Below are 20,758 nucleotides of genomic sequence, written 5' to 3' on the forward strand. Positions count from 1 at the left end.
CATTCACCGATTAGCAGATTAGACTCTGATAATCTGCCAGTAACGGTCTCGGCAAAGGTGCAACGTGTTTTGGCTATAAATTAGCAATTCAGTTCGGGGTCCCCAGACCCCGTTTTTTATTTTTTAATCCAGACTGCCAGTCTCATTAGACTGTCGCCACTCCAGATAGTCTGGCTCCCACAGAAAGCCCGCCGCCGCCGCGTTCCGTTCAATCATCCACCTTGTTTCATTATCACGAACCAGCGGACGCCAGTGCTCCGGAATGTCACTGGCCAGAAAATCCGCCTTTTCAGCGTCAGTGTAACTGTCACCCGTGGCAGGGTTGATAAGGGGGTGATAAGGCCCGGGCTGCTCCCACGTCCTTCGTTGCCAGGCATCCATTTCCTCGTCCTCCGTATTTGTAGCGTAGAGAAGATATTCAAAGATTTCTTGCGTGAGGTTGTCAGGAGTCGCGCCTGGAAGAGCCTCAAGCAGGCGGCAACGGTTGGATTCCAGAAAATCACGCTCCGACTGCTCCTCTTCAAATTTAATCTCCTGTTCAATTTGCAATTTGCGCGCCATGACTTCCGGGTATACAGCTTCAAACTCTGCCTCTCTGACTCTTCTGGCCTCAGCCCTTTGCTCACGGGCGATTTCTGCCTTCTCAATTCCTGCAGCCACAACGTCAGCCCAGTTGATGGATTCGGGTGTATGTGTGCCAGCTACCACGAGTTGCTGATTGAGGAAGGCCAGGCGGTCACCGTCCTCCGGTTCGACAGCTGCTCCGATGTCATCAGACAGACTCTCAGCACTGATGAGCCCGGGCAGGCCATTCCTTTCACGACCAGTGCTGGCGCGTTCAACCAGGTAACGCTCCTGCCAGACGCGACCTTTGGCACGCTTATCGGCACCTTCAAGGCTGGTCGTGTATTTCATTAGCCAGACGTGCATAAAATGCTGACGTTCAGTCGTACACTCTGTGCTGATGTCGTGAAACCGCTGATAAAATCCCTCATCGTGACCGCAGTCCAGACTGTCACCCTCGTGTGCCACCTCATGCTCAGTAAGGCTGAAAAGGCGACTGGCCGTTTTAAGCGCATCGGTTTTAAGCTGACGCACGATATCAATGTTATAGGCGATGTACGTTTCACCGTCCGTCCAGGCTTCGGCCGACGTCGACTCACCCAGCAGGATCTGGAATCGCACACCGCCGTAAGACCGGGAGGTACTACAGCGTTCGCCGCCCGAGCACACCCGTGCATACTGGGCCAGGCAGTAGCGCAGCGCTGTCCAGGCCCTGCGGGTTTCTTTATCGAGCTCGGTTTCACTCACCATCTGCATGTGGTTGGTAAACTGAGCACTCAGCGTGTCAAAATCGACGAGCTGCAGCTCCCTGCTGAAGTGATGCCCCCAGCGACCGTCAGGCGGCAGCTGCATTCGATAAGCAAGGAGGTTGTCGCGGACGCGGCTCATGCACTCCATGAAGTCGTCAGGACTGTGACAGCCAAAGCGGGTAAGCGTAACAGGGTGCATGACCGTCACAATACCGGCACGCGCAATCAGCTCGCCTCTAGGGACGTCACCGGCTACTTCAGCAAGCGTGAAACAGTGTTTATCCTCAGAGTACTGAGATTTCCAGCACCTGCGCAGAAAGTCCCCCACGGTGAGGTGCTGCTTACCCGGGAGAAGCGTAATAACCTCTTCGCCGTTAAACAGCTTCTGCAGATCACCCTCACCGGCAAGCAGCGCACGCGCGGTTTTTTCGCGACGGGCCTCGGTTTTACGGTGGCTGCCGGTATTGTCAGAAAAGGCCTGCGCCAATTCGCTAAATTTCGCCGCAACCCGCTTCCAGATCGGGCAATTGCTACGCAGGATTTCAGTGCGGGAGACGTTGAGTGCGATGGCTTTCTTGCTCACGATAAGGCCGCCCACGCCCCAGATATGACCCGGGTCATGTCGCACAAGCACACCCTGATTGTAGATGGACACCGCACCGTCCTCGCGCAGGCGATACCAGGCGACCTCATCCTCAGCGTCCCACTTTTCCAGCTCCGGTTTACGGGTGATCACGTTGCCATTCAGATTCACAGAAACGGGCGTGTAGCGCACCAGATCGCGTATTTCCTGAATACAGGACATACGCTCCTGAGAGGACAACGGCGCATACCACTCACCGCTGATGGCGCACCCCTCCTGAATCTCACCGGGCTCTGTCAGTTCATATTCATACCCCATCACCCGCGTGTCGACCTCCATCTGCCAGCGCCGTGAGCGCCAGACGGTCCGGGCATGTGCCATAATCTGGCCACGTCCGAGGCGAAAGCGGCCGTAAGTGGCATCGCCTTCACGGTGTGGCGTACCGAACCGGCCAAAATAGCGTTTCACATCGTCATGTGAGGCAAAACCATGACCATCGTCACCACAAGTGAAGCCCTCCGGGGTAATATCCAGGGTGACCGCGCCCGCGCCGGCATCGACACTGTTCATGATGAGTTCGATTAAGGCTTTGGCCACGGAGCCAGCCTGGCTGTAGATGATGTGGTGAATGATTTCGGGATCGAGTTCAAAAGGATGTCGCATCAGGATGCTCCTGTTATGGATTCAGGACCATTTTCCTGACACGGACTCAGATTCAAATAAGGAAGTCATAATGCGGGTCTGAAAGAATGTCTCTTAAGATCAATGCGGATAGGAAGGACGGAGAGGCACAATAAAACTGTAAAACAGCACTGAGGAATCACTTGAACAACGCGCCCTGTAGCACCGTGTGGCGGGAGATGCTCACACCATTAATTATGATCAAATAGACCATAACCTGCGCAATGCAGGCTTTGGTTATTAATCTAGCTAAAAATAGTCGTAGGGACGAAGTGAACGACGGCTGTGAGCAAGAAGCAGACATTGGCCAACCCGAATTGCAGGGGGGACTTTCAAAGTTGCTAGCACGGATTTCTGGGATACTTACACCATCACCTTGACACTTGCGCTTAACAAAATAGATAGTTATTTATAAATAACTTGTTGAATGTTTGGGTAATCCTAATGACCGCTACTTTGAAAGATAAACCGTCAGATTTAGAGAGACTTATTCATGAATCGCTGGAGCAGCTAGGTTGGGCGGCTGACGCTACATCTATCGCTGAACGAGTGAATAGGCTTAATATAGGCCTTCCGTTAGAAGACGAATTTTCAATTATCTGTGGTTGGCTCGGTAAATGTAATTTAGTTCATAAATTAGATCAGCAGCAGTATCCGACTAGTTCTGACGAGACTTTTCAGGTTCCAGATTTACTAGCAAACTTTAAAGTGCGTGGTGCAGGGAATATTACTGTTTTAATTGAAGTAAAGTCCTGCAAGAAAAATGTTTTGTCTTTTCGGCCTGATTACGTATCTAGGTTAAAGGCTTATGGGCAAATGTTAGGTCTGCCCGTTTTAATTGCGTGGAGAAAATATGGCATTTGGAGCTTGGTAGAGCTTGATATCTTTACAAAAGCTAAGAAAAATTTCAATCTTAATTTCAATGATGCAATGAGAAATAGTTTAATGAGTAAATTTCTGGGCGACTTCTCATATACTCCACAAGTTAATTCGGGTGTTCATATTAGCTTTAAGAAAGAAAAGCTTATTAAAACCTTCAAAACTGATGAAGGGATACAAGAGCGCTGGAAAATGGTCATAGATGACGTGTATTTCACTAACGGCCAAAACGAGCAGTTAAAACATCTTTCGCCAATTGCTCAGCAACTATTCCATTCTTGGGATCTTACTACAATAGAGTCACACTCTGAATCTCATGTAGTGATGCATAATATAATTGACAAAGAATCAGCAATATTTGCTCATATGGCCTTAACTAGGTTGCTGTCCTTTCACGGTCGAGAAGATGAAGTACATTGGAGACATCATTTGCAACACGACACAATAATCTCAAACATCTCAGACTTCAGGGGGGGAATTGAAGAAAACCTGAAAGCTGGCATTATTAAATACATTTTTGACATTGAACCAGTAAATACCCCAAGTTTTATCAATGATGTATAATAATCATACATTGTCGAATGGCTTTCCAATTTTAGCCCATAGCATACAGGCTTGTACTTATTGGAATCGTAATTCAGGCGGGCTCTATGCCGCCCGCACCCGCAGCCTCTGTTATCGCCCGACACCACACACCGGTGCCGGGCGATAACAGAGGGTCTGTTTAATGGCTCATTTCAGCTTCTGTCGTGCGATCTATCTCCTTCAGCACCCACAACATATCAGTCGCATCAGGCACACAGATATTCCAGCGAATGCCGGTCCTGTAATCCCCCTCTGTTGGCCAGAGCGTGTTACCTGTGACGGTGATCAGAATGTCCAGTGCCTTGTTATTGGCACCGGAAAGATGAACCGCCGTGCAGCTGCGCCGCCCGACGCGATGCGGATAGACCGATACCAGTAAGGGATGCTCAAGGCGCTGACCTATCTCTTCCCGAAGCTGCAGCATGGCAAGGTTATCCGTCTCACCGACCGTAGCCTGTCCCTGTGGCGGGACGGTAAAAATGACAGTGGCGACTAATGCCTTGTCCTGGACAACCCGTGGCGGTGCCATGGTCAGTTTTTTCATAAAATCCCCTGTCAGTGAATAAGACCACGGCTCTCGTCAAGACGACGTGCAACATGGTAAACGGCCTCAAGTTCCGTACAGTTAAATTCATCCATAATGGCCCGGCGCTCTGCTTTCTCTTCTTTTTCAGTCATGCCCAGCGCCAGATAGAGGCTCGGCGGCACCGCCCTGAACAGGGCCTGCACTTTGCGCGACAGTACAACGCCCTCGGTATACTTGCGCGGCAGTTTGGTGGCAGAGAGCAGCATCGCCTTCTGCTCATCGTTGAGTGTTTTGAAGCGGGCAATCTGCTCAACCTCTTCAGGGGGCATGACCAGACAAATCCACCATTCGGCCATGTTGAGCATCTTTTTCGACGTATCGGGGAAGTCAGCGAGGTTCTGAGTAAAGATCCACAGCCAGGTGCCTAACTTTCGCCACATTTTGGCAATTTTGGTGGCATAAGGACCCAGCAGCGGGTTAGTGGTGACGATATGCCCCTCATCAATGGGCACGATGATGTCACGATCGAGATACTGATCGCGCTCGGCGATGTTGTTGATGGTGTTGAGCAGTGAAATCACCGCCACGGCCATCTGCGCCTCGTACCCTTCGCGGGCCAGTTGCCCCAGGTCCACGATCGTGACGTCGGCCTCCGGCCAGGGCGTGCCCGGACGGTTGAACAGCTCGCCTTCAAAGCCTTCAGTGAACATACGCAGCGCCTCTGACATTTCTTCTGCGCGTGCGCGGCGTGCCGGCGTGCGCTTTTCGCGACCGTCGTCGCCCTGGCTTACGTCATGGGCAATGTCCTGCAGCGCAAACATCATGTCCCCGGGCAGCATCTGACGGGACTCTGCGTAAGCCTTCCGGGCCGCGTTCATGATAGCCTCGCGGATCATTCCCCGATCAGCACGGGTCATTCTGGACTCTTCCGAGGCCTCGCCTCCGGTAATCATCAGGCGTGCGGCGATCTCCATCTCACCCAGAACGTCGCGTTCACCGTCTTCATCATCCTCGTCGTCAGCATCAGTTTCAGGCAGTTCTTCCTCACTGATAAGAAGCTCGTCGGCCTTTACCTTCATCAGCAGGTGCGAATCGCCAAAGGGTGCCAGCGATACCACTTTGCCGGGCTTGATGCTGACGCGGTGAACGCTGAGGCCCAGCGAGGCGCAGTAATCCCCGTAGAGGCCGAAGCTGTTACCCGCCTCAATAAGAAATATGCGCGAACGGTAAATGGCCACCATCTGCGAAAGCTTGTCCACCGCCGTGGCAGACTTACCGGCACCGGTCGGACCAAACAGCAACAGGTGCGCGTTCTGGGTGCGATCCTCTTTATTGAGCGGATCGAAAGACAACGGTCCGCCGCCCCGGTTAAAAAAGGTCAGGCCGTGATGGCCGGTGCCGGTGTCGCGCCCGTAAACCGGTGCCATACAGGCAAAGTGCTGGACAAACATCAGGCGCGTGTACCAGTTGTGCCGGTCATGCTGCGGGTTAAAGCACATCGGCAGGGCACGCATGTAAGTGCTGAGCGGGCCGATATCGTGTTCCGGGTTGACCGGCTCCAGCCCGCAGTTCAGCAGCTTACTGCTGAGGTCAAGGTAGCGTTTGCTCAGCGCATCCTCGTCTGTAGCTTTTATCAGCAGGGTAATGGCCGCGCGGTACAGCTTGTGTTTGTTGCCCAGATATGTGCGGGCCGTGGCGGCATCCTCGCGCGCACGCGTCGAATCGACATTTTCCCCCATTGAGTTGCGGCTCAGGGTGGCAAAGTTTGCCTCCAGCCTGTCCTGCGGCTGCACAACCAGCGTCATGGCCAGCACGGTGCCTTCCGGCAGCAGATCCATAATGGCGTTGATGTTGTCGCCGCGCTTTACCTCGCCGGTGAGGTGGCCTGTCTGTGGACTACTGCGGAGCCGCGCAACCGGCACTGCTTTGTGGGCGAGGTTATCGAACCACCATATGCCCCTGTCCGCATCGCTGCGGGGGCGGGTGAACCACAGGCTTTCGCTGAAGTCATTGAGCAGCGGAAGATCGCCGGGCGTATCGTCGCTGTGGCGGGCGCAGCGGTACAGCGTGGCCTTGTCCGTCCACTGGGGGGCCGGGTTGAACCAGCGCAGCAGCCAGTTGTGTATCTGCTCGCCGTTCTGTCGCACGGAACGGATGCCGGCACCGCTCATTGCCGAAGTCAGACGGCCGCAGACCTGATTCAGTAACACTTCCGGCGCCATCGGATCGCGGTAAGGCGTTTCCACCCAGCGGTAAACCACCATGCGCGTGCGACGGATCTGCCCGCGCCAGGGCGCACCGGTCACGGTTTCATCCAGAAAAAGGCCTTTTTCAGCGGCCACGTTTTTCAGATGACGTTCCTGCTCGTTCAGCCAGGCCTCTGTGAAGGCCGTCCCCTGTGCCCGGGGTCTGACATAGCCCCGGATGGAATCCATGTAGGCCGACAGATCGGAGTCGTCCTGACAGAAAAACTGCACCACCCACTGGTGCGAGTCCAGCTCGGGGATGCTGTCCTGCAGGGCATTTTCAACCACGTCGCGGATTTCCTCCAGACGCGATTCGGGACGACCTTCGGTGCCGACGGGATTGATCTCAAAAACGGCCCCGACCGACACGCCGTCATCGAGCAGGATGCACTGGTGCTCCGGCAGATATTCCCCCCAGGGAACGTGGTCAATGATGGAGGGACCGGTGGCATACAGGCCTGACTCATCGGCGTGCGTCAGCCGGCCGTCACGGGTGATCGGCTCATGGCCCTCCACCGAGAACGGCCCGTTACCGTGCTGATGTTCAGTCTGCGCTTCACGGCGGCGGCGAAAAAGACGAAAGGCCATTTACAGCGCCTCCGTGCGTTCGCCGGGCAGCGCATACTGCACCTGACTGTAAAACGGAAACACGGTGCTGTAGCCCGGCACCGGCGTATTGCCTTCGGCCAGATGCGGAAACACGTACATCACCATGTCGGGGTTGGGCAGGCGCGGAAATGTCTGCTGGATTTCGTTTTCCTGGGTGCGGCTGTAGCTGTCCCGGGTCTGCTGGCCAATCGTGCGCTCGCTGTCAGACACCGGCCGTCGCAGCGTGGTTCGGCTCTCTGCCGTGGCGTGCGTGGTGGACGCACCGTTATTCCAGAGTTCAAGCATGGTGCTGTCTCCCGGGGGCAGCATTTCATCTTTGGAGGTGCTGCAGCCGCTCAGCATCAGCGTGACCGTACCACTCAGGATGAGTAAGATTAAGGGGTTACGCTTCAGCATCATCGGCCTCCTTAGTGTCCCGCTCAGATATGACAGCAGACAGGCGCAGGATGCGGCCGTCCGCCTGCCTGAGTAGAAAATCGGTCTCTTCACGAATCAGCTTCTGCGCGACGGCCAGCATGGCACAGTCCGTCACATCCTTTGTGCCAGCTTCCCACTTGCCCGTGTCACGCCGGACAAGCCCGGCATACAGGCGGCCACTGAGCGGGGTATACCCCACGCGGTACTCAAGTTCATTACTGTCTTTAATCTGGCTGTTCATCAGTCCATCCCCGTACCTGAGCCTGCCAGGCTGAAGTCATACTTCACCCTGCGGCCTTTTTCTTCGTAGTCGATCGCCAGCTGGCGGGTAATGTGCAGCGCCACGGTCTGACCCGGCGGCACATAAATAGCGTCAAACGTCTGGCCATAACGCGCCTTTACCCAGTCAACCGTCTCTTTCATGCTCCCTGACAGCGCCTTACCCAGTACGGCCTGACCCGCATCACCAGTGAGCGTCTGCGTCACCCCGCCCATCGCGTTGGTCTGGCCCGTCATCTGATTCTGGGAAACAGCATCACCGGCTGCGGCTGCGCCTGCCAGACCAATGATGGTCGGCAGATAGGTGGATGCGTTGCTTTTGCGGGTGCCGGAGATGCAGGGAATGCCGTTGTCATCGGACAGCCAGCCGATACTGTTATTGCCGTTTCCGCTGCTGTTCTGCGCATTCTGGCTGTTGCCATTGCCATTACCGTTCTGACTGTCGGGCGAAGGAAGCGTGCGTACCGTGCCGTCCGAGAACACGAACGTGATGCTGGTAATCGAACCGCGCACGCAGGACAGTGTCCAGTCACCGGTCGCCGTTCCCGACACGATGGCACCCTGAACGTCCGGCAGCTCGATGCCATTCGCCGTCAGGTTGTCCTTACCCAGCATCACCTTGAACGGGTAAGGATCGGTGACTTTACCGTCAATAGGGATGCGGCCGAGCAGCGCCGTCATGGCACGACTGCCGACCAGCGTGGAGTTTTCCGGCAGCGTAAATACCGGGTCAACAGGTTTCACCGCATCCGGAACGGCCTGACTGACGGCAGTGGACACCGCCGTGCCGGTCTGTTTCCCGGCGTCACCCGCTTCACCAAACGACGTGGCAAACGAGAAGCCGGTTGCGCTGTTTTTATTGCTGTCGTTGACGGGTTTGCCGCTGGCATCCACCGGGATACCGTCTTTGGGCTCGACCCACTGCAGACCGTCACCGGAGGGTGATGACACCGTTGCGCTGGCGCTGTTGCCACTGTCATAGCCCAGTCCGATCGGAATATCGCTGCCGGGTGTGCTGCTTTTGTCAGGTGTTGCGGCATTTTTGTTTTTCAGCTGCTCAAGCATCTGACCGACCTGCGAACTGAGGTCGGAAACCTTTGCACTGAGCTTTGCCCGCTTGTCAGCCTCGTCTGCCCGGGCGTTGGCCACGGCCTCGTTGATTTGCGCATCCACGTTGCTGTTGGTCTTTTTCAGGTCCGCGTTTTCCTCATTCAGCTTTTTGTTATCGCCGGCGAGCACATCCAGCCGGTCCTGAACGTGGCGAAAGTTGCCCACTATCGTGCGCAGGGTGTCCTGCGGCGTGTCGCCTTCCACACCCAGCGCCTTGAGCTCATCAGGCGACAAATCTTTCAGCGCTGCATTGGTGGTTTTTTGCGTGGACGTCGTTTTTTCCTTTGAATCCGAGCAGGATTTGACGCCAACGACGATGGCGGCGGTCAGCACCACGGGCACCGCAATTTTCACTAGCAGGTTTGCACCGGGCTGGCTCATTTCTTCTCCCTCCGTGCCGTTTTGGGCATGACCGCGACAGGTTCAGCAATAAACGCGCCTTCGGGACGTCCCTGAATGACCAGGTATACGACCGTTGTGTCTTCCGGCGTGCCGGCACGGCCCAGCCAGCGATGCTGAAAGGTTGCAGTCTCGAACTGGCCCTGCAGTTCGCGCGGGTCGAGGACCACCTTGTCGGTTGAACGGTTACGCACCTGCAGCGCCACCACACTGTCGCCCAGCAGACTCCAGGCCGCCATCGGCGTGACCGAAACGGGCTCACCGGGCATCAGCGTTGTGATGGAGGAAGGCAGCTTCAGCGATACGGGGCTGATGCCCGGCACCGGCTCGACGGTGCGAACCGGACCGTACAGGCTCTGGGCGGCATAGCGGGTCAGCACCACCGGCAGCGGGGCACTGAGTTTTGGCGGTTTGCGTGCCGGAGGAGCATCAGTCGCTGAAGATGTGCTTTTGCTGCCGCCGGCATCGCCGCTCACGGTCTGTCTGTCACTGGCCGTTGCGGTGGCGACCTCACCGTCATACACCAGTTTTACCGGTTCGCGGGTCACTTTGCCGGGCGCGGCGCTGACGTCAAGAAGGATGACCTCGCCGTTTTCTTTGTCCTGCAGCTCAATGCGCGTCAACGGAAAGGCCTCGCTGGCGTCAAAATAGACCGCGCCGCCAGTGCTCTGGATGCGCACTTTGCCGTTGAGAGTCGGCGGAAACCCCACGCGTACGTTTTTGTTGACGAAAACGATGCGCTCCTGGCCGACGGTGAGCGGTATCTGGAGCGGGATGCGCTCCCACTTCATAAGTTCAACCGCCTGCGTCAGGCCTGAAACAAGAAGCAGGCACAGCAGTATCAGAGGGCGTTTCATCACTGGAAAACTCCTGACTTTTTCTCCGGCTCCGCCTGCGCAATGGCTTCAAGCTGCTGCGGCGTGGAGTCATAGCAGTCCAGTGCCAGGCCAAACGGATTGCGGGCCGGATCACCTTCCCAGCGCACGACTTTGAGGGGGTAACGCACCAGGGCGCGTTTTACCTTCTCGGTGTGATAGTACTCGTCTGCCACCAGGTCGAGCCGGACTACCCAGCGGTCATCACTCAGAATATCGACGCTGCTGTCGCTGTAGCCACGGCGCGGAATTTCATACACCACGCGCACGCGGTCTTTAAGTTCGCCGCTGTTTTTACGAAACTCGTAATCTCTGTTCAGGAAGTCCTGGCAGGACGGCGTCAGATAGGGGCTGAGCTGGGCAATCTTCGCCGCATAGTCCACCTCACCGTTAGTCGGCCAGGCATTGAGCTGCTGGAAAATGTAGAAAGCAAAGGCGTACACCGTATAGGGCGGGATGACCCACCACTTCTGCGTGCTGCCCGACCGCAGGTCAGGGGGAATGTGGATAGTCATATCCGAGGGCGCCCGCATCCAGCCAACTGACGTGACCAGCATGCCGGCGAACAGCAGCCCGCAGGCAACACGCAGGGAAAAAATGTGATTATCACGCGCGGTGATCCCGTTACGAAACCGGCTCATGTGCGCCTCCTTAATGACAGTCCGGACGTCCGCTGAAGCTCCCAGGCGCGGCTGGCCAGAATCATCGATCGCGAGAGGCCCAGGCGGCAGCGGATTTGCTCCAGCCGCTGCCAGATGTAATTCTCGGGCTTGCCGCGCTTGTAGGCGGCAACCCATCCCCCACCGATAAAGACAGTGACGATCGGCATCAACAGCATGCAGGTCGGCAATGCCAGCCAGCCAACGTGCGGGACCAGACAGAGCGGCACGGCAAGCGGAATCCCTGCCAGACTGCCCGTGCCTGCCGCCAGCAGAAACTCGCCGGCGGTGAACCCCCGGTACACCACGGGCGGATAATTCAGCCGGTCAGGGAGAAAGTCGATAACGGCCATAAGCGCTCCTCAGATGATGTCCGCTGCCTGTGTCGCGAGGTAAATCACTACAAGGATGAGGATGATGCCGACGACGCTGTAAAGGATGAGCTCGGTCCAGGTGCCTTTGCCCTTACGCACGTCGTGAAACGAGGTAATAACGGCATGTGCCACCGCCATAAAAGCACCCACACACACCAGGAGTCCCAGAGCCAGCCCCCCCATTTTCGCGTAGCCCATCCAGGTGTTCCAGAGCCCGCCACCGCCGCCCGTGGTCGGTTGCTGAACGGAAGGCAGCCCGGCCCGGGCCTGACCGGCAACCAATGGCAGAATCAGCAGCGTGGCGCGTAATCGTGCGGCCCGGCACAGCCGGATAAAACGAAATTTCATGGTGGTGTCCTTTCAGTTAAAGAAGAAAAAGAGGGTCAGCAGGTACAGAAGAACCAGACGGATAACCAGCTCATTGAACTGCCTGAGCGTGATGGCTTTCGACGCCCATCCCCGGTAGCCCTGCACGATGGCCCAGGCAGAGAAGAGCAGGATGACGATCGCAAGCGTGCTCAGGATGAGGATATTCAGCTGAGCGGGCGTCAGGCTGCCGCCGGTGCCCGCCGCCCAGCCGGAGGTCTGTGCACCGTTCATCGCCACGCCGGCTCCTGCGCCCGGTACTGACCGGTTACCGACGCTGAGCCGGTGCTGGGCTGTGCCCGCGACGGTTCGAGGTAGGTGGAAATGCCCTGTTTCATGGTGGCGATATCGCGGGTTGCCTGCTGATAGTCGAAGTAAAAGCGGGCATCCTGATTTTGGTTCGCCACCACGCGGGCGCGGTCCAGCCCTGCCTGGACCTGATCCAGCTGGCGCATTACCAGCGCGAGCTCGTCCTTTTCGGAGGCATGACACGCTACGGCAGGCATGAGGCAGGCAAGGAGTGCAATGAAAGGGGGTAAACGGCGCATGTACGGCTCTCCCGGGTAACAGATATCGGTGAGAGTGACGCAACCGCGCACGCCTGGCAGCAGTAAAATCTTTATGGATTTCTGAAAATAAAAGCAGATTGTTTCTGGCGAAAAGCGCGCCGCCTGGGCGATGAATGACTGAGCAGTGAATTAACAACCATAGCTCATGTCCCATGGTCACTCCCGAACAGCTGGGCGTGCAGTTTTATTTTGACAATTTGAGTATTGATAAGATGAACTGATAATGTGGCTTATGAGGCCGGTCGCTGATTCTATTCGTAGAATAAATATAGCCCACTGAAAAGTAGATTTTTCAGTGGGCTATCTTCAATTAGATGAGCTTTTTATTGGCTAAAAGTTTTTCAGTGGCAATTTTGTTTTCTATAAACCCTGCAGTCCAAAGCCACGACTCTAAACCATGCAAATCCTGAATAATGTTTCTTATCTCATTACTTCCAGCATTTTCGAAATATTCTTCGACATTCCTGCCTTCACTGCCATTTTCATTTGAATAAGGATTATCAGCGTCTACTACCGTTGGGTTAGGATTATCAAAAGAGTATCTGAAGTTAGACTCCTCAATCTTAGCGCTTTTATTGATCTTTTTAATTTCAAAGTTTAATACCTGTAAAGCATCAAAACTTGAAGAGTGAGGAAATGAATCTAAATAGAAATCTCTTAAAATTGCGTATAACCCATTGATTGTATAACGTTTATTTTTCATATAACTCCCATGCATTCTAATTTTAATGAAGTGGCCAAACATCTTATTGTAAAAGTAAATTTTATATTAATTAAATATTTCTTATCACAAAAAAAGCCTGAAACTGCTCAGGCGCCATGGACATACTTCCCCCTAAATACTCACAGATATCGTCTCATAGATACTTCTTAAACGAAGCGGTGACAAGAGCCAGCACGCCACCTACCAGCAGCGCAGAGGGAAGCAAAAACAGATTTGGCCACACAGCTGTCGGCCAGGCCAGATACAGCATGCAGGGGCCGTACAGTGCCGGCTTGATAAAGCGTTTGGCGTGGTGATAGACAAAACTCGACTCATACCCCGCCCCGTAGCGACGCAGGTCGCGCCTGACCAGCCCCTCCACAATGCCGGTGATGATGACCAGCCCGAACAGCGGGATACTGAGAAACAGGATCATTACCCGGATAAAGAAGATCAGCGTCACCCAGAGCGTGGCCTGCAGATACTCTCCCAGCCAGCTGATGAGGGATGCACCGAAGCCGTTCAGGGACGGAACAAGGCCGCTCCCTTTGCGACTCGTCTCCCTGAAAGAGGCCAGCCAGTGGCTGAGTCCGCTGTCCACAAACAGCCAGTGCCACGCGGCCTGAACCCAGCGGGTGATGGTTTCTACCGGCGTGGCCATCAGCAGGCTTCGGGTGTATCCCGCTGAAAGCCAGTGGCTTTCAGCAAGCATGACTTGATAGCTGTGTGCGGCGCCCTCGTCCGGCCACAGGAAAGTAATACACGCATATTCAACACCCAGGCTGACAAACAGCGAACCTATCAGGATACCGACTAGACTCAGCGGCAGGTCCCACAGCAGCAGCGTAAACGGGCCCGACTGGCGGGGCTTTGAGGGCGTACTGTTTCGGGTATTCCCCGCGTCATTCTGGGACATACAGGCCCCCTGGACTTCCGGCGTCACCACCCGTCCACCAGGATTCAGCGCTGTGATAATTCTTTTCCATCGTGTCAGCCAGCTGTTTCAGGCTCGATGGCATAAAGCGGTCATTGTCATCGCTGACCGGGAGTGGCATCCGGATCTTCCACAGCCGTCCGCCTTCCAGTAGCGCAAAGGCCTGCCCTTTAGGCAGGTTGATGATGTCAGACGGGCTAATCATCGGCACTTTCACCAGCGTCACCTGATCGTTAACGTTACTGTTAAAGTCCGTGCCTTCGCCCGGGCGTGAGACGTCGGTCACGCCTGACGTCAGGGTTTTCTGGTACACCCCAACCTCAGGCAACTGATCTGTCATCAGCATGGCCGTGTTTTTCTCACGCACCCGGAGCATCACCAGGGAGTTAAAGTTACCGATAACCTGGCTCGCTTTGGCCGTATTCCCGATGCGGGCCTCAATGTCGGACAGCGTCTGCGTATAGGCCGTGACCTGGAAGCCAGCACCGCCGCCTTTGTTGATGAGCGGGATAAACTCATCACCCATCAGCTCGTTAAACTCGTCGCAGTGCAGGTTGATGACGGCCTTCCCGGCTTTTTCATCGCCCTCATCGCCCAGCCCGAATTTGTAGATATGTCCCCCTTCAGAAACCAGGTCGGCAAACATGCTGTTTCCCACGGCGGCGGCCACCACCGGGTCAGACAGCGCATCGAGGCCGACGTAGACCACGCCGCGTGACTTGATGATGTTGTGCCAGTCGAGTATCGGTCGCGGATCGTTAAGGTCGGTGTAATCAGGCGCCAGCAGCGCGGCCGTTTTGCCCGTGGTGAGCTTTTCCAGCAGCGGCAGCAGCGAGGCCACAATTTTATCGAAATACGTCCGGTCATACTGAACCGCACTGCGCAGGCCATCGAGCACCGGGTCCCAGAGTTTTTTACCCTGAGGACTGCCAAGCACCTGCTCAGACGCCCAGATTTTCACGCCGTTCGGACGCCCCTGAAGGTGGCGTGGCAGGTCTTTTTCACTTATGCCTGACTTTATCAGCGCCTCCAGGCTGCCCATCAGTGCCGGTGCCTTTTCGTTCAGCAGGTTATCAACATAGGTCTCATAGAGTTCGCTGATATTGGTGACGTAACGCAGTATCAGGTTGTAGTCAGGACGCTGGCCAAGGGCAACCAGTGCCCGGGTAATGATGTTGACGAACCGCCAGGCAAATTCACGGAAGGCTGCAGAATTCCCTTCGCCGGAGAGTTGACCCGCCACGCGCGACGCCACTTCGGAGATACGGCTGAAGCGGCCCACGGCGTTGTAGCGGGCGCTGATGTCAGGCCAACCCAGATGAAATACCCAGAAATTGTCCTGCCGTCCGGCGCGGTGCGATTCGGCATACATTCGCCGGAGCAGATCTGCGTCACCTTTGGGGTCAAAAACAATCACCACCTCAAATTCGCCGGCGGCGTTGCGCCTGCGGATGTCCTGGGTAATCAGCAGCTCAGCCAGGCGGGTTTTGCCGACGCGGGTGGTGCCCATGACCAGCATATGGCCCACGCGTTCGCCCAGATCAGACATGACGTTAACTTCATCGGGCTCAACCCCGTGATAAACAGAACTGCCGCCGACCGGGGGCAACGGCCGGAACGGATTGAGGGCGGAGTCTGCCGACGTCAGCCGGCACAGCCACGGCAGGCTGTACTCCATCTTTTTTTCCAGCTCCCGGGCCATGCGGTACATGACCGAAGGCTGGACGTAGATTTCACATTCCGGACGGCGGGCCTCCATCAGCCGCTGCGTATGGCGGGGCGACCACTGAAACCCCTTCCCGAGGAACAGGTGGCGGCGGCTGACCGGTATCTGGTCACTGGTCAGTGCATAGCGCGAGAGGCGGCGTATATTTCGACGATAGCGCAGGATTTTTAACCCCTGAGATGTGCGCTTCAGGGCCAGCACGCCAAAACCTGCCGCCGTCACCCAGCTTACCGAGGGCGCCAGCGCAACAGACCAGGGCGCCGTCAGGCAGATAAACGTGGCGCTGCCAGCAACCGTGGCCGAATACATCTCGACGGCGGGACGGAGCAGCGACTCCATAACATAACGATCGCTCATGCCCGCCTCCTCTCAGCAAGCCAGCTGAAGATGTCGTTACGCTTAGCCTCACGCTGCTCGCGCCACATTCTTAGGGAAACCAGTAGTTTCCAGCCCTCATTGGGGTCAGTAATGTCGAGGGGGGCTGTCATAACACTCACTGCAGGGTGATCATGGCAGTCACGACTCCATGAACCGGTGCTGAAATAGAGTGAAGTGGTATAAAAATCGGTTTTCCAGCCGGGATTATCCTCACTGCACCGGTGTATGCGGTTCACGTTCATATCCACATGGCAGCCATGCGCCGTATGCAGGCTCAGTTCTTCCCGAAGGGCCAGATAAACGGTCAGAAGCGGCTCAATAAATTCATAGTGATTCAGCTGCACACCGTGCAGGCAGTACTTTTCCTGCTCGTTAAACAGAAACCGAGCCAGGGCACTACGATGATTACCGTCCGCACCGGTAAACCATTCTATGCCGTTATAGCTGTTAAAACACATTACAGGCTTTTTCGTGACCATCGCGGTGTAATAAGCGGGATGACTTTCAAGCAGGGCAATATTTTTGCTCATATGCTTGCCCTGATGCAAAAACTCATACCAGCTGAGGCCCTGATAATCCGGATGTGCCGTACCTTTAATGCAAAAAACGTTGATACAGCCGGATTCCGTCCAGTAATGTCGCCTTAGAAAGTCACTCTGCTGACGCAGCAGAGTGTCATCCCATACCCCGATAGCTTCTCGGGCCCAGTGAGGCAGATTCGCCGTGGTTCTGGCCAGAAAGTCGTTCATGACCATGGCTCAGCCTCTCTGCTTGAGGATTAAGTCGCTACCTGAGGCCTGACCTCCGTACCTTTTGCATATAAGGTCAAAGGCTCTCACAAACTCACGGTTATATTCCCGGCTTAAAAACAGCAGCATGTCGGCCATTAAGCCCAACAGGATGAACGCCACCCACAGATGAGGTAACTGGTGGAATACTCGTATCATCCCTTCAAATGCGGCATCAGGGGTAAAAAGCGGATTTGTCAGCATCAGAACCGGAATAACAGCAATGAAGACGGCTGTCACGGCTGTGAAAAAGATGAATGGCCAGAGAAAGACGATTTTAATCAGGTAAAGGAAGAGGAAAGCCATTAAGGCCAGCGCCCAGAGTACAGGGATGAGAATGACTGAGAATGCGTTATTAATCCCCACTGACTGCAACAGATTACTGACAGTGGCCTGAACGGTTCTAAAAAATATGCGCATAGCGAGCTTCCTTATAAGTGTGCTGAAGGTGAACCGGAACGGGTTCGTGATGGTAGGGGGTGATCATCGCCTTGGAAGTCCAGCCACCGGCGATCGCCAGCAAGCAGTTGAAGCAGGCGCTGGCCGCTGATAAGGATGATGGCCGGACTACATCTGAAGGCCTTACGACTGACTTCGCCCGTACGGCCGGTGTGAATGAACAGTCCCTGACACCCTTCCTTACTGGCCAGTTCTCCGAATGCAACTACATGTTGGGCGCTGATGGCGGCACCATAGCGCTTTGCCTGAATCAGCCAGCGCTTTCCTGCTATCCAGACCTGCCCGTCCATACCGCCATCACCGCTGTAGCTGGCGTTACGCTTGATACGAAATCCCTGACGGGACAGTGCCGTGAGCAGCATCTCTTCAAAGACATACGGATTCATTCTGCGCAGCCAGACCATGCGTGCGGCATCGTCACGCAGCTGCGGCAGGCGGGCGAGTGCCGATGCTGCTCGTTTCTGATAACGGCGGTGGCGACTGCTTACGCGCCTGAGACATAAAGGAGAAAGCAGGTACACCAGAGCAAAAGCCACTGCCACAGCAACTGCGACCTGAACAGGATTCGCCCTAATCAGCTCAGCAATGACAGTTACCGGCATCATTGCGACAGCCCCTTATCAGTAATCAGTACGGGGTAATGAGCCAGGTGCAGTCGGCGGGCAAGGTCACCGCCGCTGACCGGCACCAATTCGATGGACGGCGAAAGCGCCCGGAGGGCCGTCAGCGCCGCCGCATCTTTCACGTTCACGACCATGCCTGTGGCACGCATCTGACTGAGCTCTGCTGCATGCTGTGAAAGCCACTGTTTTGAAAGCGGATCGTCACCCACTACAAATACCGGTGGCATACCTGCGAGCTGTAAGGCCTGAGGTGACACAGGACCCGGACTCATCTCTGACGTGCTGACGGGGAGCATGTCAGAAATAGACAGCGATTCAGGGGGCGCAGCCGGTACAGAGGGGGCACCGGCTACAGCATCTTTATCAGCGTTGATGGCATTAAAGTACGGCGCTGTGGGCTCACCGCCCACGTCACCGACCACAACCAGCGCGGCGCTGGCTCCCGTAACGACGCAGAGCAGGCAGGCGCTGAAGAGGACGTTACGGATAAGGCAGTATTGTTTCATCATTTGGGTTCGATCCATGTGAGAGTGTTACTGGCGAGATCGACCGGCGATGCGGACTGTGCGCCGGGTTTATCAGGAGCAATCTGGCCAAGCTTGCGACGGACAATGGCGATGTAGGTCTGGGCCGCTTTACCGCCGGCGGGATGGTGGTAACAGCCGGCCGCGTTTAACCAGCTGCCGGGACGTGCGTCGTAACAGGCCCGGAGAATGCGGGCGGCGGCGCGGAGGTTGAGGTAAGGATCAAAAGCGTCGCGGTAGGTCGGGAAAAAATGACCGTTCCAGCCGAGGTTGACCTGCGCAACACCCACGTCGATGTTCTTCAGGGGCCAGCGCTGCATAAATTCCAGCAGCGCAGTGAAAGCCGCATCACGCGTTTCATAGTGATAACCCCGCCCGGCAACGTTTATAGTCCATGGCCAGGGTTTCGCACCCCAGACGGTTTTGCGGGTGCTTTCGGCCATCGCCAGTGAATACAGCGACTCTGCCGGCACTCTTTCTGCTGCCGCTATCTGCCGGTATGCATCCGGAATAACCTGACCTTTGTCAGCCGCACCGCAGGCGCAGCTGACAAAGCAGACCACGGCAGCGGTCTGCTTCAGTACGCTGCGACCTGCCATCCGTTTACCCCCTGCTGCAGAATGACGGGCATCTGGCCCATGCCATACCTGAACCACAGGCCGTTGTCGTGATTAAGCGTAATCTGACGGCTGCGGACTTTTTCTACCGGGATGTTGTGCTTAACGGCCCAGGCACGCAGTCCGTCATCGCTGTCGATGCCGACCAGATACAGGTCGACGGCGCGGTTGTCAGCCAGAACGGCGGCAAGCCGCGCATCGCAGCGCGAACAGTTTTCCTTCAGGAACAGCGCCAGGCGACCCTGCGTGTCGTGTGCTATACCGGCCGCGTTGGCACCCATGTTGACCGCGAGCGTTTCGGGATACAGTCGCAGCCAGGCGGCGTTGACGTCGCGCTGGAAAGCCAGCTCCTTTTCGGTTCGCTGGTATTCGTGTTTTACCCACAACTCTGCCAGACGACGGCGTTCTGCGCTGTTATCGGTCTCAACGCCAAGCGCCGTCAGCGGGTCAAGGCCGGGTGACATGATCCCGCGATCCCCCTTCATCAGCGTCTGATAACGACTCCAGTCACTGTCAGACAGGCCCCACTGCTGAGCCTGTTGTTGTGTGCTCAACTGGGATGACGTGTTTTCCTGAAGTGGCGCCACGCGACTGTTAACTGCTGGCGTCTGCGCAACGGATGCCAGGGCCCAGAGCGGCAGGAGTAAGAGACCTGCGGTGAGTGTTTTTTTCATGCGTTTTCCTTTCACTGAACCTGAATACGAACGGCGTTGCCGCTGAAGCTGAACAGTGCGGCATTGCCCTCAAGCGCACGCAGGGTCCAGCCCATAAAGCCGTCACCGGGCGAGAGCAGGCGCATCGACGAAATCAGGTCAACGCCACGGGGAATAACGACGGCGAAGGTCTGGCCGCCCCGGCGCTCGATGCCGGTCAGCACGAACGGTGCAGCCGGCATCGCCGCGTGCCTGACTGACCGTTTAGTCTTTTTTGGGGAGGCGGCCGCCTTCTGAGACGGCTGAGGGGTAGCCTTTTCAGGCTCGGGGGCTTTTGGTGTCGACATGGTCTGCTGTTTCAGCGATTCAAGTGCCGAGGCCGACGCCTTAACCGTCTGGCTGAGCTGTCCGACCTGCAGCTGAAGCTGCTGCACAGACTGCTGATCGCTGAGACCGTCATCGCTGAGCTGATTCAGGCGGGTGCTGAGTTTCAGCTGTTCGGAAGAGAGCGTACTGATTTTTTCCTGCACCGGCTCCAGTGCAGCCATCTGTTTTTCCAGCGCTTTCAGCTTTTCCTGCATGACGGTGACGTTAGCGGAAAGCTGGCCTATCTGGCCGCTGCGGAAGGCGGCATCGAGGGTGTTAACCCGTATGGTCAGATTTGAGACTTTATACAGCAGCACCCCCGAGGCAGTCAGGGTGCCAAGCAGTGCGGCAACCAGCACGCCGAGACTGACGTGACGGGCGACTCTTCGCAGATCAACCGGCGGTTTTCGGGGTAATGAGGGAACAGCATCATGGGCAGGCTCATCCGGAGCATGACTGGTGCCGGTGACTTCCGGCACCAGTTCATCGGGTGAGGCGTGGATAAGAGACATCGGTT

General features: G+C 56.0%; 23 protein-coding genes. 1 reads left to right on the forward strand and 22 read right to left on the reverse strand.

Annotated features, from left to right (window positions below):
• Window positions 1–123 precede the first annotated feature (123 nt).
• Window positions 124–2,559, reverse strand: a complete 2,436-nt coding sequence (locus tag ACX8ZY_RS03555; RefSeq protein WP_459260633.1) for an ATP-binding protein — start codon at window positions 2,557–2,559, stop codon at window positions 124–126.
• Window positions 2,560–3,021: 462 nt separating this feature from the next.
• Between ACX8ZY_RS03555 and ACX8ZY_RS03560 the strand changes: the two genes are divergently transcribed.
• Window positions 3,022–4,020: a PDDEXK family nuclease gene (locus tag ACX8ZY_RS03560; RefSeq protein WP_459260634.1), complete on the forward strand. Its 999-nt coding sequence runs from the start codon at window positions 3,022–3,024 to the stop codon at window positions 4,018–4,020.
• A 160-nt stretch (window positions 4,021–4,180) separates the two neighbouring features.
• Here ACX8ZY_RS03560 and ACX8ZY_RS03565 read toward each other — a convergent pair whose 3' ends face one another.
• The 21 genes from ACX8ZY_RS03565 to ACX8ZY_RS03665 form a co-directional block, all read right to left on the reverse strand.
• Window positions 4,181–4,585, reverse strand: coding sequence for a hypothetical protein (locus ACX8ZY_RS03565; RefSeq protein WP_459260635.1), 405 nt, complete (start codon window positions 4,583–4,585; stop codon window positions 4,181–4,183).
• Window positions 4,586–4,596: 11 nt separating this feature from the next.
• Window positions 4,597–7,401 carry a conjugative transfer ATPase gene (locus ACX8ZY_RS03570; protein WP_459260636.1) on the reverse strand — a complete coding sequence of 935 codons (2,805 nt, stop codon included), beginning with the start codon at window positions 7,399–7,401 and terminating at the stop codon, window positions 4,597–4,599.
• Window positions 7,402–7,818, reverse strand: a complete 417-nt coding sequence (locus ACX8ZY_RS03575) for a TIGR03751 family conjugal transfer lipoprotein (RefSeq protein WP_459261083.1) — start codon at window positions 7,816–7,818, stop codon at window positions 7,402–7,404.
• Complete coding sequence (locus tag ACX8ZY_RS03580) at window positions 7,805–8,080, reverse strand: DUF7446 family protein (protein ID WP_459260637.1); 276 nt, start codon at window positions 8,078–8,080, stop codon at window positions 7,805–7,807. The genes ACX8ZY_RS03575 and ACX8ZY_RS03580 overlap by 14 nt, the downstream gene beginning before the upstream one ends.
• Window positions 8,080–9,609, reverse strand: a complete 1,530-nt coding sequence (locus ACX8ZY_RS03585) for a TIGR03752 family integrating conjugative element protein (protein ID WP_459260638.1) — start codon at window positions 9,607–9,609, stop codon at window positions 8,080–8,082. Before ACX8ZY_RS03585 ends, ACX8ZY_RS03580 begins: the two co-directional genes overlap by 1 nt.
• Window positions 9,606–10,484 (reverse strand): TIGR03749 family integrating conjugative element protein, encoded by an 879-nt coding sequence (locus ACX8ZY_RS03590; protein WP_459261085.1) that lies wholly within the window; start codon window positions 10,482–10,484, stop codon window positions 9,606–9,608. Before ACX8ZY_RS03590 ends, ACX8ZY_RS03585 begins: the two co-directional genes overlap by 4 nt.
• Complete coding sequence (locus tag ACX8ZY_RS03595) at window positions 10,484–11,143, reverse strand: PFL_4703 family integrating conjugative element protein (RefSeq protein WP_459260639.1); 660 nt, start codon at window positions 11,141–11,143, stop codon at window positions 10,484–10,486. Before ACX8ZY_RS03595 ends, ACX8ZY_RS03590 begins: the two co-directional genes overlap by 1 nt.
• The gene (locus ACX8ZY_RS03600) at window positions 11,140–11,514 is read right to left on the reverse strand and encodes a TIGR03750 family conjugal transfer protein (protein WP_311902367.1); all 375 of its coding nucleotides are present in this window, start codon (window positions 11,512–11,514) and stop codon (window positions 11,140–11,142) included. The genes ACX8ZY_RS03595 and ACX8ZY_RS03600 overlap by 4 nt, the downstream gene beginning before the upstream one ends.
• 9 nt (window positions 11,515–11,523) lie before the next feature.
• Window positions 11,524–11,883 carry a TIGR03745 family integrating conjugative element membrane protein gene (locus tag ACX8ZY_RS03605; RefSeq protein ID WP_311902368.1) on the reverse strand — a complete coding sequence of 120 codons (360 nt, stop codon included), beginning with the start codon at window positions 11,881–11,883 and terminating at the stop codon, window positions 11,524–11,526.
• 12 nt (window positions 11,884–11,895) lie between these two features.
• Window positions 11,896–12,135 carry a TIGR03758 family integrating conjugative element protein gene (locus ACX8ZY_RS03610; RefSeq protein ID WP_311902636.1) on the reverse strand — a complete coding sequence of 80 codons (240 nt, stop codon included), beginning with the start codon at window positions 12,133–12,135 and terminating at the stop codon, window positions 11,896–11,898.
• The gene (locus ACX8ZY_RS03615; RefSeq protein WP_459260640.1) at window positions 12,132–12,449 is read right to left on the reverse strand and encodes an integrative conjugative element protein, RAQPRD family; all 318 of its coding nucleotides are present in this window, start codon (window positions 12,447–12,449) and stop codon (window positions 12,132–12,134) included. The genes ACX8ZY_RS03610 and ACX8ZY_RS03615 overlap by 4 nt, the downstream gene beginning before the upstream one ends.
• Window positions 12,450–12,780: 331 nt before the next feature.
• Window positions 12,781–13,173, reverse strand: coding sequence for a hypothetical protein (locus ACX8ZY_RS03620; RefSeq protein WP_459260641.1), 393 nt, complete (start codon window positions 13,171–13,173; stop codon window positions 12,781–12,783).
• 154 nt (window positions 13,174–13,327) lie between these two features.
• Window positions 13,328–14,089, reverse strand: a complete 762-nt coding sequence (locus tag ACX8ZY_RS03625; protein ID WP_459260642.1) for a TIGR03747 family integrating conjugative element membrane protein — start codon at window positions 14,087–14,089, stop codon at window positions 13,328–13,330.
• Window positions 14,076–16,190 (reverse strand): type IV conjugative transfer system coupling protein TraD, encoded by a 2,115-nt coding sequence (traD, locus tag ACX8ZY_RS03630; protein WP_459260643.1) that lies wholly within the window; start codon window positions 16,188–16,190, stop codon window positions 14,076–14,078. The genes ACX8ZY_RS03625 and traD overlap by 14 nt, the downstream gene beginning before the upstream one ends.
• Window positions 16,187–16,741 carry a hypothetical protein gene (locus ACX8ZY_RS03635; RefSeq protein ID WP_459260644.1) on the reverse strand — a complete coding sequence of 185 codons (555 nt, stop codon included), beginning with the start codon at window positions 16,739–16,741 and terminating at the stop codon, window positions 16,187–16,189. The genes traD and ACX8ZY_RS03635 overlap by 4 nt, the downstream gene beginning before the upstream one ends.
• 228 nt (window positions 16,742–16,969) lie before the next feature.
• Window positions 16,970–17,419 (reverse strand): hypothetical protein, encoded by a 450-nt coding sequence (locus tag ACX8ZY_RS03640; RefSeq protein ID WP_459260645.1) that lies wholly within the window; start codon window positions 17,417–17,419, stop codon window positions 16,970–16,972.
• A gap of 11 nt (window positions 17,420–17,430) precedes the next feature.
• Window positions 17,431–18,060, reverse strand: coding sequence for a restriction endonuclease (locus ACX8ZY_RS03645; protein WP_459261086.1), 630 nt, complete (start codon window positions 18,058–18,060; stop codon window positions 17,431–17,433).
• The gene (locus tag ACX8ZY_RS03650; protein WP_459260646.1) at window positions 18,060–18,590 is read right to left on the reverse strand and encodes an integrating conjugative element protein; all 531 of its coding nucleotides are present in this window, start codon (window positions 18,588–18,590) and stop codon (window positions 18,060–18,062) included. The genes ACX8ZY_RS03645 and ACX8ZY_RS03650 overlap by 1 nt, the downstream gene beginning before the upstream one ends.
• Complete coding sequence (locus tag ACX8ZY_RS03655) at window positions 18,587–19,204, reverse strand: lysozyme family protein (RefSeq protein WP_459260647.1); 618 nt, start codon at window positions 19,202–19,204, stop codon at window positions 18,587–18,589. Before ACX8ZY_RS03655 ends, ACX8ZY_RS03650 begins: the two co-directional genes overlap by 4 nt.
• Window positions 19,183–19,896, reverse strand: coding sequence for a TIGR03759 family integrating conjugative element protein (locus ACX8ZY_RS03660; protein ID WP_459260648.1), 714 nt, complete (start codon window positions 19,894–19,896; stop codon window positions 19,183–19,185). The genes ACX8ZY_RS03655 and ACX8ZY_RS03660 overlap by 22 nt, the downstream gene beginning before the upstream one ends.
• An 11-nt stretch (window positions 19,897–19,907) precedes the next feature.
• On the reverse strand, window positions 19,908–20,753 hold the full coding sequence (locus ACX8ZY_RS03665; RefSeq protein ID WP_459260649.1) for a plasmid transfer protein: 846 nt from the start codon (window positions 20,751–20,753) through the stop codon (window positions 19,908–19,910).
• Window positions 20,754–20,758 lie beyond the last annotated feature (5 nt).

The organism is Pantoea sp. XAF26B01_ASV70 (genome assembly GCF_054512635.1).

Bases quoted from the DNA above. Each gene is read 5' to 3' on its own strand.
- ACX8ZY_RS03555 (WP_459260633.1), bottom strand. From the start codon at position 2,559: ATGCGACATCCTTTTGAACTCGATCCCGAAATCATTCACCACATCATC.
- ACX8ZY_RS03560 (WP_459260634.1), top strand. From the start codon at position 3,022: ATGACCGCTACTTTGAAAGATAAACCGTCAGATTTAGAGAGACTTATT.
- ACX8ZY_RS03565 (WP_459260635.1), bottom strand. From the start codon at position 4,585: ATGAAAAAACTGACCATGGCACCGCCACGGGTTGTCCAGGACAAGGCA.
- ACX8ZY_RS03570 (WP_459260636.1), bottom strand. From the start codon at position 7,401: ATGGCCTTTCGTCTTTTTCGCCGCCGCCGTGAAGCGCAGACTGAACAT.
- ACX8ZY_RS03575 (WP_459261083.1), bottom strand. From the start codon at position 7,818: ATGCTGAAGCGTAACCCCTTAATCTTACTCATCCTGAGTGGTACGGTC.
- ACX8ZY_RS03580 (WP_459260637.1), bottom strand. From the start codon at position 8,080: ATGAACAGCCAGATTAAAGACAGTAATGAACTTGAGTACCGCGTGGGG.
- ACX8ZY_RS03585 (WP_459260638.1), bottom strand. From the start codon at position 9,609: ATGAGCCAGCCCGGTGCAAACCTGCTAGTGAAAATTGCGGTGCCCGTG.
- ACX8ZY_RS03590 (WP_459261085.1), bottom strand. From the start codon at position 10,484: ATGAAACGCCCTCTGATACTGCTGTGCCTGCTTCTTGTTTCAGGCCTG.
- ACX8ZY_RS03595 (WP_459260639.1), bottom strand. From the start codon at position 11,143: ATGAGCCGGTTTCGTAACGGGATCACCGCGCGTGATAATCACATTTTT.
- ACX8ZY_RS03600 (WP_311902367.1), bottom strand. From the start codon at position 11,514: ATGGCCGTTATCGACTTTCTCCCTGACCGGCTGAATTATCCGCCCGTG.
- ACX8ZY_RS03605 (WP_311902368.1), bottom strand. From the start codon at position 11,883: ATGAAATTTCGTTTTATCCGGCTGTGCCGGGCCGCACGATTACGCGCC.
- ACX8ZY_RS03610 (WP_311902636.1), bottom strand. From the start codon at position 12,135: ATGAACGGTGCACAGACCTCCGGCTGGGCGGCGGGCACCGGCGGCAGC.
- ACX8ZY_RS03615 (WP_459260640.1), bottom strand. From the start codon at position 12,449: ATGCGCCGTTTACCCCCTTTCATTGCACTCCTTGCCTGCCTCATGCCT.
- ACX8ZY_RS03620 (WP_459260641.1), bottom strand. From the start codon at position 13,173: ATGAAAAATAAACGTTATACAATCAATGGGTTATACGCAATTTTAAGA.
- ACX8ZY_RS03625 (WP_459260642.1), bottom strand. From the start codon at position 14,089: ATGTCCCAGAATGACGCGGGGAATACCCGAAACAGTACGCCCTCAAAG.
- traD (WP_459260643.1), bottom strand. From the start codon at position 16,190: ATGAGCGATCGTTATGTTATGGAGTCGCTGCTCCGTCCCGCCGTCGAG.
- ACX8ZY_RS03635 (WP_459260644.1), bottom strand. From the start codon at position 16,741: ATGAGCAAAAATATTGCCCTGCTTGAAAGTCATCCCGCTTATTACACC.
- ACX8ZY_RS03640 (WP_459260645.1), bottom strand. From the start codon at position 17,419: ATGCGCATATTTTTTAGAACCGTTCAGGCCACTGTCAGTAATCTGTTG.
- ACX8ZY_RS03645 (WP_459261086.1), bottom strand. From the start codon at position 18,060: ATGCCGGTAACTGTCATTGCTGAGCTGATTAGGGCGAATCCTGTTCAG.
- ACX8ZY_RS03650 (WP_459260646.1), bottom strand. From the start codon at position 18,590: ATGATGAAACAATACTGCCTTATCCGTAACGTCCTCTTCAGCGCCTGC.
- ACX8ZY_RS03655 (WP_459260647.1), bottom strand. From the start codon at position 19,204: ATGGCAGGTCGCAGCGTACTGAAGCAGACCGCTGCCGTGGTCTGCTTT.
- ACX8ZY_RS03660 (WP_459260648.1), bottom strand. From the start codon at position 19,896: ATGAAAAAAACACTCACCGCAGGTCTCTTACTCCTGCCGCTCTGGGCC.
- ACX8ZY_RS03665 (WP_459260649.1), bottom strand. From the start codon at position 20,753: ATGTCTCTTATCCACGCCTCACCCGATGAACTGGTGCCGGAAGTCACC.